Source organism: Neobacillus drentensis (assembly GCF_036965425.1).
In the GTDB taxonomy this organism is placed as follows: domain Bacteria; phylum Bacillota; class Bacilli; order Bacillales; family Cytobacillaceae; genus Neobacillus; species Neobacillus drentensis_F.
This window is the reverse complement of the sequence record NZ_JBALPP010000034.1, coordinates 62,469-73,809: the sequence shown is the minus strand read 5'-3', so window position 1 is coordinate 73,809 and position 11,341 is coordinate 62,469. Positions and strand designations below refer to the sequence as shown.

The window sequence follows — 11,341 nt, the reverse complement described above, 5'->3', positions numbered from 1 at the left end:
GACCATTTTATTTGATGGTCGCACTTTGTCCTCCTTAGGCGGAAAACTTATTATTCGAATCATAGTTTGAATCCTTGCCAATATGTTTGAACAAGTTAATTGTGAATAAAATAACGCCAACTACAACAACGATGGATCCGATAATTGCAACTGGAAGTGCCGCATTGCTTCCGGTAATGACTTGCACCGCAATTCCTCCCAACATAACCGGAACGCCAATGTTATGAAACCAGAACTGTGTTCTTGCAAGCTTCGAATTTGCCGCCTGTGGATAAAAATGATAGATTAACCCAAACAGAGCCATGGACACCCAGCCTAATAGATTGATATGGGCGTGCACGGATGCAAGTCGGAAGTCATGAATGATCCCCATTATGATTCCAGCCAAAACCCCAATTGTTAAATAAACGCTTGCTACCTTTAAATACTTTTTCCCCACTTTGCTCTTACCTCCATAGTCCTAAATTCTCAAAAAGATTATGTACTTTTACAATTTAATAGATTTTTCCTATATTTTCAATAGTTTATCCTATCAAAACAGCGCAAAATACCCAGTATATTTTTCATAATCAAAAAAGAAAGAGTGCACCATTTTTTGGCTGCACCCTTTGGTATGATTATAAAATTAATGATTACCTTTTCCGTTACCTTGCCCAAGCTGATTATCTTCATTATTTTGCTTTTTTTCTTCAGATTTTTTAGCCGCTCCTTGCTGCTTTACTTGGACTTTACTTGCTGCCTCTTGTTGTTTATCTTCTGCTTTTTTCACTGCTGCTTGTTGCTTTTCTACCGGTTTATTTGCTGCTTCAGCCTTGTTAGCAGCCGCTTGTACTTGCTGTTCTTTAGCTTGGTCTTTAGCGACATTCGTTGTTTCTTGTTCGGTTTTCTCTACTTCTGTTGCTTCTTCTTCCTGCTTATGCTCTTTTTGAAGCTTATGCTTTGCCTTTACGGCTTCATCACTTGAAACCTCTCCACTTGAAACCTCTCCACTTGCAACCTTGTCTTCAATTTCGCCCATTTTTTCAGCAAATTTGGCATCTCTTTCTTCCAGTTTAGTTGCCTTTTTTGCTAATTTAGCAAATGATTTTTGCACGTTTTTCATAATCGCTTGCTGTGCAGTTGGATTCTTTACGTGTGCCAATGCCGCACATAAAGCATCGATGTTATGGGCAAGCTTTGTTTCTACTTTGCCTTCTTCAGCACTTTGAGAATCATCCGTAGAATCTGCTTTGGTTCCTGCTTCAGTTGCCGGTAATGTTTGACTAGCTTCCTCTTGTGTGGCAATGGCTTCTTTTAAAAGCGCTGCCGCCTCTTCCGTTTTGCCTTCTGCAAATAATGCATTGGCCTCTGCAATACGTTCAGACGCAAAATCCGCTAAAAGTTTTGCTTGTTTATAATCATCAAAAGTGAATGCAAGCTGGATTTTTTCAGTCATTGTTTTTACAAAATAGAAGAAATCCCCAGGAACTAAGGAAGGAGTCTCTACTTTCTCTTGTTCTGGTGCTGTTTCTCCTTTAACTTGATCCGTTCCGTTTTGTTCGGTTAAGGTTTCAGTTTGGTCTGTTCCATTTTGAACTTGATCGGTTGTCACCGTTGAATCCGTTGTGGCTTCTGTGCCATCGCCATTTGCGGATGCACTGCCTGCACCAAATGAAAAAATTAAAGTTGAAGCAAGCATACCACTTGTTACTAAACTACTAATTTTTCTGTTTTTCATATGACATTTGTCCCCCTGATAAAAGTCTACTAAAGATTACGATAATCAATTTGAATTTACGGCGGTACTATTAAAAAAGTTTGTCTATATTTGACAGAACTTTGAATTTGAAATTTTCCACGGAAAATTATCCCTTCCTAAATTTTAGGGGGGCATTTTTTTAGCACTCTTTTTCCTTTACCGGAAAAGAGTGTTATCATTGGGCAGGCGGGGTACAGAGGATTCAGAATTAGTGCACCTATTTCAATTATGTAAGCGGGGTCCTTTATTGAAAAAAACGCCGCTCCGACGATCCGGTGCGACGTTCATATTCATATTAATGGGCTTCAATTAAGCCATAGCGGCCATCTTTACGCTTGTATACTACATTAGTACGGTTAGTATCTGAGTTCGTGAAAACGTAAAAGCTGTGACCCAGCATGTTCATCTGCAGGATCGCTTCTTCGCTATCCATTGGTTTAAGGTCGAAGCGTTTTGTACGCACTAACTCTAAATCTTCTTCATCTAATTCATGTACTTCGGTATTTTCTGAAGTTGCAAAGGTAATAGGAAAATCACCTTTTTCACGGAATTTACGGTTTACTTTTGTTTTGTGCTTGCGGATTTGACGTTCAAGCTTGTCAGAAATTAAATCAATTCCTGCGTACATATCAACATTTGTTTCTTCAGCACGTAAAACTAAATGTGGCAGCGGGATGGTTACCTCTACTTTAGAAGTTTTATCCTGATTGAATCTAAGATTCACATTTACTTTTGCGTCGGGAGCTTCCGTAAAATAGCGCTCCAATTTTGAAATTTTCTTTTCTACATACTCTCTAATTGCTGGAGTAACCTCAATGTTTTCGCCACGAACGTTATATTTCATGTGGACTCCTCCTTTAGTTAAGGCTATGTAATAACATTTCTATTTTACCCTATGATAATCCTGCTAAATCAGAACAAAAATTTTGTCGAATTATTGACAAAAACAATGGGTAAATAGTGACAATGTTTGGCACACCCTTTGACATTGATAGGAAACATTTACTAAAATGAATAGTTATTCATCTTAATATTAATTTTAATTTTTATTGGGACAATTTGCCACAATTATGCTTTGGGTGTCAGGCACCATAAAAAGACATTTCCCTACCATTGTCCACTGGAGGCGTACACTAACTAATGTCCACCCCACATGGACAATTGTTAGTATTTGTCCACGAAGGGTGTCAGGCACTTATCTCGCTATCGTTAATGATTGAATGACTGCAGCCCCTGCACCTTTTAAAAGCTTTGCGGCATGCCTTAGGGTTGAGCCTGTTGTATAGACATCATCGATGAGGATGATTCTTTTTCCTTGGAGGTGAAGGTCTGGTTTAATCTTGAAAACCTGAGGAAGATGAATCCGCTCTGATCTAGATTTTTTTGATTGTTTTTCTGAGTGGATCCGAGTTAGAATGTCAGTTGGTGTAAAGCCCGATTCAATGATGACAGCTGCCGCTTGATTAAACCCTCGCTCATAAAGGCGCTGGTCACTTAATGGGATGGGAATAAGAAGGTCGGGCTCCATGTCTGTGAGTTTTTCTTTAATAAATTCGACGAAAACCTTTGCCAAAGCATAATCGCCGCGGAATTTAAACCTCGCTAGTGTTTCTTTTAAAAAGTCATTATAGAGGAATAGGGAGATATTCTTATCAAGAAAACCTTGCCATTCCGAGTCCTCCTCCCAACGCTTACAATCATGGCACAGATCTCCATGAAGAAATTTTTCATCCAGTAATCTAATTGGCCGGTAGCAAATACGGCATGTTTCCCCTTCTATTTTTTCTAGCTTGCTTTCACATGTTGTGCAAATAGAATGTTCTTTTTCTACTGAAATCATGGCTCGCCAGCTGTTGCTGGGGCGGATTAGTTCGTGGCATATTAAACAGCGGTCTTGCAGGAATAAATTCATTCTTCTCATCCTTTTTCTTACAAATCAATTAATCCCCTTTTTACGCCTTCACGATTCATTCCGATAATTTGTTTTTTGGCTTTCAGCATTTCTTCCGTTTTACCGTAATGAAAGAAGGCCACTACTCCTTCCGGGTGATCCTTGCTCCTCCCCGCTCTTCCGGCAATTTGAACTAAGGCACTCTCTGTAAAAATATCATCCTCAGCCCCAATAACGGCAACGTCGATATTTGGAAATGTTACGCCTCGTTCAAGGATTGTCGTTGTGAGAAGGAGAGGAATTTCTTTAGCACGCATTTTTTGAACCTTTTCTTTCCTGCCAGGATCTTCTGCATGGACAGCCTCAGTATTCGGGGCAAGCCTACGTATGATTGGAAGTGCTTTTTCCATAAGCGGGATGTGTGGAAAGAAGAGCAAGGCTTGTTTGTTTGAGTCGGTCCTGTCTTTTATCCATTTGAGGACATTCGGGGGTAATTTATTTTTGTGAAGTTGCTTTTGCCAGTTGCCGCACCAAATGAATTCAGGGACAGGAAGTGGGTGGCGGTGAAAGCGGGCAGGTATCGTTGTAAAGGCTCTTTTTCCAGTCCGGCTTTCTCTTTGCCATTTTTGATTGGGTGTGGCGGTTAGATAGATCATGGCCGAGTTTGGTTTCCGCGCCTGAATGGCAGCATACTGGAGTGATTCCTCTACCGTGTAGGGAAAGGCATCGACTTCATCTAAAATGATTGCATCAAAGGCATGGTAAAAACGGAGCAGCTGATGAGTGGTTGCAATCGTGAGCGGGGCGAATAAATGTCGGTCTTCGCTGCCGCCGTAAAGAGAGGCTATGGTGATTTCAGGAAATGCTGCCTTTAATCGAGGGGTGAGCTCAAGAACCACATCCGTTCTTGGTGTGGCGATGCAGATTCTTTTTAGGGCGGCCAAGGCGGCTTCAATTCCCGCGAACAGCACTTCGGTTTTTCCTGCCCCACAAACAGCCCAGACTAAATGCTCTTTATTTTGTTGGATGGCGTCCACCACATGGTCGGATGCGACTTGCTGTCCCTCTGAAAGTCTCCCCTGCCAAGCCATAATTTTTTGGTCGAGTGCGGTGTCAGGCACTGGGCCATTCCAGCCAAGCAGCGGGGTACATTCGCTTATCCGCCCCATCATGATACAGTGCCGGCAATAGAGGCAGATTTCACCGCATCTTTTGCAAGGGTAGGCTGAAAACCACTGTGGATCCTTATTTCCGCACCGTGTGCAGCAAGTCTTTTTACCGTTGTATTGGATTCCAGGTCGGTAAGTAATAAATCCATTTTCATAATGTGTGTGAATTTCGTTGAGGGGGAATGGGATATCGTCAAGAAGAAGCTGTTTTCCGGTAAGAAGCTGCTGCAGGTCTTTGTTGTAAGGAAAGTTTTGATTTAGCTGTGGCTGTGGGATAAGTGGGATTTGGGAAATTCTAAAAGATTCTTCATGTGGAAATTTAACTGGTGTTAACTGCTGATTTTTTAAGGTAAAACGCATAGGGAATCTCCTTTGGGGTGAAGTGGTATTTGCGATTTTTGGTTGTGCCGGTGGATGGTAAGTGCAAATTAATAAGGATTTTTTTAGCAACATCCTTGGTGGGAATATGGAAGAAACTTCAAAATTTTGAGCTTGATACGCAAGGTTGGATTAAGTAAAAATAGTCATTAAGTCCTACGATGAGAGCATCTTTTGAGGACATATGACAGGTGGGGCAAAACCATTTTCCCTTCTTGTAAATCATCGGTATGTAGAAGCAATTAGAGCAATGTACTCCGCTTCGAATATCTTCCTTTGAAATATTGTACTCTGCTAATATGTTTATTTGTTTAGGGCAATGTTGACTTACAAGTAACTCCACTAGTCTATTAATAGTCTCTTTATCAACTCTTATTTGATGATACCTGTTATCTTGACTCTCTATTTTATTAAAAAAGTCTCTCCCTTTGCATATTTTACTAAAATCAACTTTATCATCACGATCAGCTTTTAATATCGTTTTCACACTCTTTAAGAAAATGAGATAATTCATTGGAAACAAATTTAGGCCATTCTTTACATGCCAGCCTCCCAGTAGGTATTGAAGCCGTTGACATTGGACACGGGGATCTTCGAAGGATTCCTCTGTTCCATCATCATTAATTCGAATTAACTGTTTGAATACATTATCAAATAACAGGGTAACATTAATATTTTTTGCTTCAATGATGAGAATGTAATATTGAGTTATAAGAAGTGTATCGATTTGAAAGTGGACACCATTGTGTTGTAAATGAAGGTTGTGGAAGATGTAGTATTTTTCTTGAGGAAGTTCTTTTACATAGTGGGCTAATGCAATTTCACCCCAGTACCCCGCCCATCTTTTCGCAAGGTCTTTTTCAATTTCCGGATGTTTTATATGACGAATTCTGAGTCTTCTTTTCAAAACATAGTTAATATAAGTCTTAACGGGACAGTCAAGTCTTTTAAAATCAATTTATAATCACTCCCTCTTCCTTTTTAGAAGGAATTCTAGATAAACTTTGTTGTTTCCTGCCTATTATTGTCGAAAAAATAGGGGTTTTTTTGAAATTTTTTTGTCAAGGATGAAGTTATTGTTAACTCTTTTTGTAATTGAAAATAATTTCGCGGCAAAATAAGTTTATTTCGTGGATATTTAATTTTATTTCGCGGATTTACCGGTCTGTTCCGCTGATTTACCATGTAATTTCGCACACTCTCCCAATTATTTCGCGCGCACCCAAAATAAAAACCATTCCGGCCCAGCGACCGAAATGGCAGGTATCTAATCTTATAGTTTTTTCATCCAGCCCAATCCCATGGCGCCTTCGCCGAGGTGGGTGCCGATGACGGCGCCGAAGTAGCTAATAGAGAATTCTACGTTGGGGTACAGAGCAGTCAGCTCCTGACGCCACTCCTCAGCTTCCTGCCCGCGATTGGCGTGGATGATGACGGCCCGCCAATTGCCACCGCTCAAGGCATCCTCGCCAAGCAAACCGGTAATCCGCTTCATCGCTTTCCGGCGGGTACGGATTTTTTCAAACGGAGCAATTACCTTGTCCACAAAATGCAGCAGTGGTTTCACCTGCAAGAGGCTGCCGATGAAAGCTTGGGCGCTTGAAAGGCGGCCGCCGCGCTGCAAATGTGCCAGATCATCGACCATAAAATAAGCACGTGCCGTCTTCTTTAATTCCGAAAGCCTTGCCAAAATGGCATCTGCATCCGCTCCCGAAGATGCCATCTCAGCGGCTTCCAAGGCATAAAACCCCTGCACCATACAGCTGATTTCCGAATCAAATGGGTACACCTTTATTCCCTCAACCATTGTACCAGCGGTAACCGCCCCTTGATAGGTGCCGCTGATTCCACTGGATAAATGAATACTGATAACAGCTTCGTAACCTGCTGATGCAAGCTGCTCAAACAATTCAACAAATCCCCCAATCGGCGGCTGGGAGGTCGTTGGGAGCGCCTTGATCCGAACCTCCTCGTAGAACTGGCTCCATGTGAGATCGATTTCCTCCTGATAAACCTCATTCCCGAAAATGATATTTAACGGGATCATATGTATATTAAGTTTTTCTCGCAATTCTTTCGTTATGTACGCAGTGCTATCCGTGACAACTGCCGTTTTCATATATGTTTACCATCCTTGTCTATAAATACAGTATGACTATTTTATATGAAAATCCTAAAAAATGCACCACAAAAAAGAGCATGCCCATTTAGAGCATGCTCTTGACACAAATATTAACGTACTTCCACCCAGCCATTTTTGATTGCAACAACAACAGCCTGTGTACGGTCGTTGACGTTCATTTTTTGCAAAATGTTGGATACGTGGTTTTTGACCGTTTTTTCACTGATAAATAAAGCTTCACCAATACCGCGGTTGCTTTTTCCATCTGCAAGCATTTGCAGCACTTCACACTCACGGCGAGTTAACAAATGCAATGGACGACGAATTTCGATTGTCTGCACGTAGGAACCTGCACGGACCACACCAGCAGCCAGCTTGCGATATTCGTTGACCAAGTTGTGAGTGACCTTTGGATGCAAGTAGGAACCGCCATCGGCCACGACACGTACTGCTTCGATTAAAGCATCAGCGTCCATTTCTTTTAACAGATAGCCGCAGGCACCGGTTTGTAGTGCATGGGTCACATAGTTTTCATCATCATGAATCGATAAAATGATTACCTTTGTTTCAGGGTATTTCTCGACTAATTCACGTGTCGCTTCGACACCATTCTTTTCTGGCATATTGATATCCATGATGACAACATCCGGACGATATTCTTGTACAAGGTTTAACGCTTCACTGCCGTCGTCGCCTTCTGCCACGACTTGAAACGATTTTTCAAATTCTAGTATTCTTTTAACGCCTTCTCTGAATAGTTGGTGATCGTCAATAATGACAATTTTAGTAGTCATTTGCTACGCCCCCTCATTTAGTTGATTAATGGAACATGAATTAATACTGCTGTTCCTTTTCCAATTTTTGAATCAAATGTAATTTCACCATCGAGCAGGTCGACCCGCTCCCTCATCCCAATCATTCCAAAAGACTCAGGCTTCTTTTGGGTAATATCGAAACCTACGCCATTGTCTTTGATCAAAACGCTAATTGACGAATTGGTTATTTCCAGTCTTACTTTTATTTCACAGGCATTCGCATGCTTAAGTGCATTTTGCACTGATTCCTGAATCATGCGAAACAATGCGACTTCATACTTAGTCGGAAGCCGACGTTCTAGGCCAATGTTCTCAAAACTAATTTTCGAGTGGTTATGATATTCTTCGATAGTACGAAGATATTTTCTGAGGGTAGGCACGAGACCTAAATCATCCAGCGCCATAGGACGTAAGTCGTAAATAATTCGCCGTACCTCGTATAGGGCTGAACGGACCATTTTTTTGAAACTATCTATTTCTAAAAATGCCTCTTCAACACCCCTATCACGATAAACCCGTTCGATTAAATCGGAACGGACGATAACGTTGGCGAGCATTTGCGCAGGTCCATCGTGAATCTCACGAGAGAGCCGCTTCCGCTCTTCCTCCTGTGCCTCAATAATTTTCAGACCAAAATCCTGCTTCGCTTTAGCTACCTCGCCGACTTGTTTTAAATCACTCTGCAAGTAGTTCATGACGACAGAAATTTGTGAAATGAGCTGGTCAGCCCGATCAATTGTATCAACTAATCCAAATAGCCGGCGTTCGAGATCATCGCGTTTATCCAAAAGCTGCTTTTTATACTGCCAATTTATAGAAAGATCCATTTGCAACTGATGCGCTTTTTCATATGCATCACGGACCTCTTCCTCCGAATACTTTTTAATATTCATACTCACTTCAGACAGCATGACTCTCGCGTGGTGCACTTGCTTTTCAAGCTGATCTCCTTCATCATTAAGCTTGACCATCATTTGTTTAATATTGTCTAATTCTGTTGTCATGTTGTCGTAATCTTGACGGCATTTTTCACTAATGCGAAAGATGTCACTCTTACTGCAGGTTACTGTCTCAATCATTTCTTCGCGGATTTCATCAATAGACTTCATATTAATCTGTTTAATTTTCATTTTCATTCCTCCAGGGATTGCATATTTTTCCCTTTAGGCCTTCTAACATATATTACCTATAAATGGAGCGTTTTGCTATTTTGAAGGCACTATCTAAAGACTTAACCCTCAAAGTTCAGTAAAAAGTAGTATAATGATAATATTATTCTACTACTTTCATCCTATAACACATATTAACATCACTGAACTATGATTATTATATCATTCGAATTTTACTATCATATTAAAGGTATATTACAACCATATTTTTTATTTTTTAAAAATAGAAAGGAGTTTAACATGCTCGCAAGTTATTTTACAGTAAAAGAAACAGGAGAACACGAAATTGTAATCCAGAAATCCCGGTTTATCGCTCATATAAAAAGAGTCGAAACGGAACAGGAAGCCCAGGAATTTATTCAAGTTATTAAGAAAAAGCATTGGGACGCCACCCACAATTGTTCTGCCTATCTGATTGGCGAGCAGGATCAGATTCAAAAAGCCAATGATGACGGGGAACCAAGCGGAACGGCCGGTGTCCCGATCCTTGAAGTATTGAAAAAGAGAAAGCTAAAGGATAGTGCCGTGGTAGTTACCCGTTATTTTGGCGGAATCAAATTAGGCGCCGGCGGTCTCATTCGCGCTTATGGCAAAGCTACCTCTGAAGGTATTGATACCGTTGGAATCGTTGAAAGAAAACTTGCCCAAGTCATCCAAGTAAAAATTGACTACACTTGGCTCGGGAAGTTAGAAAAAGAACTCAGGGCGTCGGAATATAAACTGAAAGAAATTCACTACCTAGATAACGTCATCATTGATACGTTTGTAGAGGAAAGCAGTGTCGAAACCTTTGTCGAATGGATGGTCGAACTGACGAATGGCCAATGCACCATCGAAAAAGGTGAAACAGTATATCTTGAGGAAGATTATATTAGGTCTTGAGATAGATTACAATTGGGAAAATTTAAAGGGGCTCAAAGTATGAGTCCCTTTTGTCATGAGCGGTCTTTTGCAGTGGTTGTTTTTAGCGTCTGGACGATATTGAGTAATGGGCGGTAGTCTCGTCCCATAAGACCGATTTTTTCGGCAATGATTTCAATAAGAAGAATAACTACAGCGATTAAAAATAAGGCGCCACCAATACGGGCTTGTGAATAAATGACAGCAACCAGTCCAAAAAACGCTGCCATTGCATAAATAAGCAGAACAGTCTGGCGGTGTGAATAGCCCATGCGCAGCATACAATGATGCAAATGAGATTTGTCAGGTGCGGACAAAGGCTTTTTGTTAATAATACGCCGAAGTATTGCGAAAAATGTATCCGAAATCGGCACTCCAAGAATGATTACAGGAATTACAAAGGAAATAAAGGTGACATTTTTAAAACCAAGAAGGGACAAAACTGAGATGATAAACCCTAAAAACAATGCCCCGGTATCCCCCATAAAAATACTGGCCGGATGGAAATTGTAAAATAAAAATCCTAGTGTACTTGCCAGTACAATTAACCCAACCGCAACAACATATAAATTCCCCTGAATAATTGCCATCCCCGAAATCGTTATTAACGCAATTGACGATACCCCAGCAGCTAATCCATCCAATCCATCAATGAGATTAATGGCATTGGTGATTCCAACAATCCAAAGAATTGTAATCGGAATACTTAAAAAACCAAATTGCAGCTGACCGCCAAACGGCAGATTAATAAAGACAACTTGCAGGTTTCCAAAAAAAACAACGGTACCGGCGGCTACCAGTTGGCCAATTAGTTTATATTTTGCGGGCAGCTCAAACAAATCGTCACAAAGACCGGTAAGGATAATAATCAAACAGCCGATAAGTATCGCAGGCGAATAGGGGTTTCCAGGCCTTAAGAGGAGCATTCCAGCCATAAAGCTGATAAATATTGCTAAGCCTCCAAGTCTTGGCATAATCGATTGATGGACCTTTCGCTGGTTTGGCCTATCAGTGGCTCCAATAAGGAAGGCTAATTTTTTTATGAGTGGAGTAATAAGTATTGATACGAAAAAACATACTATCAAGGTAAGAAAAAGCATAAAAAAATCCTCCTTAATAGTCAGTTTGTCCATTAAACAGAAATCAAAAACAAACAAAT

Annotated in this window: 11 protein-coding genes; 1 reads left to right on the top strand and 10 read right to left on the bottom strand. The window is 40.8% G+C overall.

The genetic code is table 11. The features are described from left to right. Positions 1-34: 34 nt before the first annotated feature. The 9 genes from V7161_RS09320 to V7161_RS09280 form a co-directional block, all read right to left on the bottom strand. On the bottom strand, positions 35-439 hold the full coding sequence (locus V7161_RS09320; RefSeq protein ID WP_335444397.1) for a cytochrome-c oxidase: 405 nt from the start codon (positions 437-439) through the stop codon (positions 35-37). 186 nt (positions 440-625) lie between these two features. Continuing rightward, positions 626-1,717, bottom strand: coding sequence for a DUF5667 domain-containing protein (locus V7161_RS09315; protein ID WP_335444394.1), 1,092 nt, complete (start codon positions 1,715-1,717; stop codon positions 626-628). A gap of 316 nt (positions 1,718-2,033) precedes the next feature. After that, positions 2,034-2,582 carry a ribosome hibernation-promoting factor, HPF/YfiA family gene (hpf, locus tag V7161_RS09310; RefSeq protein WP_335444391.1) on the bottom strand — a complete coding sequence of 183 codons (549 nt, stop codon included), beginning with the start codon at positions 2,580-2,582 and terminating at the stop codon, positions 2,034-2,036. Between the two features lie 351 nt (positions 2,583-2,933). Next, on the bottom strand, positions 2,934-3,650 hold the full coding sequence (locus V7161_RS09305; RefSeq protein WP_335444389.1) for a ComF family protein: 717 nt from the start codon (positions 3,648-3,650) through the stop codon (positions 2,934-2,936). Positions 3,651-3,667: 17 nt separating this feature from the next. Next, a complete protein-coding gene (locus tag V7161_RS09300; protein ID WP_335444387.1) occupies positions 3,668-5,158 on the bottom strand; it encodes a DEAD/DEAH box helicase in 1,491 nt (496 codons plus the stop codon). A 118-nt stretch (positions 5,159-5,276) separates the two neighbouring features. Further along, positions 5,277-6,083 carry a nuclease-related domain-containing protein gene (locus tag V7161_RS09295; RefSeq protein ID WP_335444384.1) on the bottom strand — a complete coding sequence of 269 codons (807 nt, stop codon included), beginning with the start codon at positions 6,081-6,083 and terminating at the stop codon, positions 5,277-5,279. Between the two features lie 366 nt (positions 6,084-6,449). Then, on the bottom strand, positions 6,450-7,295 hold the full coding sequence (locus tag V7161_RS09290; protein WP_335444381.1) for a DegV family protein: 846 nt from the start codon (positions 7,293-7,295) through the stop codon (positions 6,450-6,452). A gap of 113 nt (positions 7,296-7,408) precedes the next feature. Continuing rightward, positions 7,409-8,092 carry a response regulator transcription factor gene (locus V7161_RS09285; RefSeq protein WP_289988676.1) on the bottom strand — a complete coding sequence of 228 codons (684 nt, stop codon included), beginning with the start codon at positions 8,090-8,092 and terminating at the stop codon, positions 7,409-7,411. 17 nt (positions 8,093-8,109) lie between these two features. Beyond that, entirely contained in the window at positions 8,110-9,243 is a 1,134-nt protein-coding gene (locus tag V7161_RS09280; RefSeq protein ID WP_335444379.1) for a sensor histidine kinase, read from the bottom strand. Between the two features lie 279 nt (positions 9,244-9,522). Here V7161_RS09280 and V7161_RS09275 point away from each other — a divergent pair, with 279 nt between their 5' ends. Beyond that, positions 9,523-10,164 carry a YigZ family protein gene (locus V7161_RS09275; protein ID WP_335444377.1) on the top strand — a complete coding sequence of 214 codons (642 nt, stop codon included), beginning with the start codon at positions 9,523-9,525 and terminating at the stop codon, positions 10,162-10,164. A gap of 53 nt (positions 10,165-10,217) precedes the next feature. Here V7161_RS09275 and V7161_RS09270 read toward each other — a convergent pair whose 3' ends face one another. Beyond that, positions 10,218-11,282 (bottom strand): glycosyltransferase family 4 protein, encoded by a 1,065-nt coding sequence (locus V7161_RS09270; RefSeq protein WP_335444374.1) that lies wholly within the window; start codon positions 11,280-11,282, stop codon positions 10,218-10,220. Positions 11,283-11,341 lie beyond the last annotated feature (59 nt).

What these genes read in the sequence shown, in the direction of transcription:
- V7161_RS09275 (WP_335444377.1), top strand. Translation starts at nt 9,523, where the DNA reads ATGCTCGCAAGTTATTTTACAGTAAAAGAAACAGGAGAACACGAAATT.
- V7161_RS09315 (WP_335444394.1), bottom strand. Translation starts at nt 1,717, where the DNA reads ATGAAAAACAGAAAAATTAGTAGTTTAGTAACAAGTGGTATGCTTGCT.
- hpf (WP_335444391.1), bottom strand. Translation starts at nt 2,582, where the DNA reads ATGAAATATAACGTTCGTGGCGAAAACATTGAGGTTACTCCAGCAATT.
- V7161_RS09300 (WP_335444387.1), bottom strand. Translation starts at nt 5,158, where the DNA reads ATGCGTTTTACCTTAAAAAATCAGCAGTTAACACCAGTTAAATTTCCA.
- V7161_RS09305 (WP_335444389.1), bottom strand. Translation starts at nt 3,650, where the DNA reads ATGAATTTATTCCTGCAAGACCGCTGTTTAATATGCCACGAACTAATC.
- V7161_RS09285 (WP_289988676.1), bottom strand. Translation starts at nt 8,092, where the DNA reads ATGACTACTAAAATTGTCATTATTGACGATCACCAACTATTCAGAGAA.
- V7161_RS09280 (WP_335444379.1), bottom strand. Translation starts at nt 9,243, where the DNA reads ATGAAAATTAAACAGATTAATATGAAGTCTATTGATGAAATCCGCGAA.
- V7161_RS09290 (WP_335444381.1), bottom strand. Translation starts at nt 7,295, where the DNA reads ATGAAAACGGCAGTTGTCACGGATAGCACTGCGTACATAACGAAAGAA.
- V7161_RS09270 (WP_335444374.1), bottom strand. Translation starts at nt 11,282, where the DNA reads ATGCTTTTTCTTACCTTGATAGTATGTTTTTTCGTATCAATACTTATT.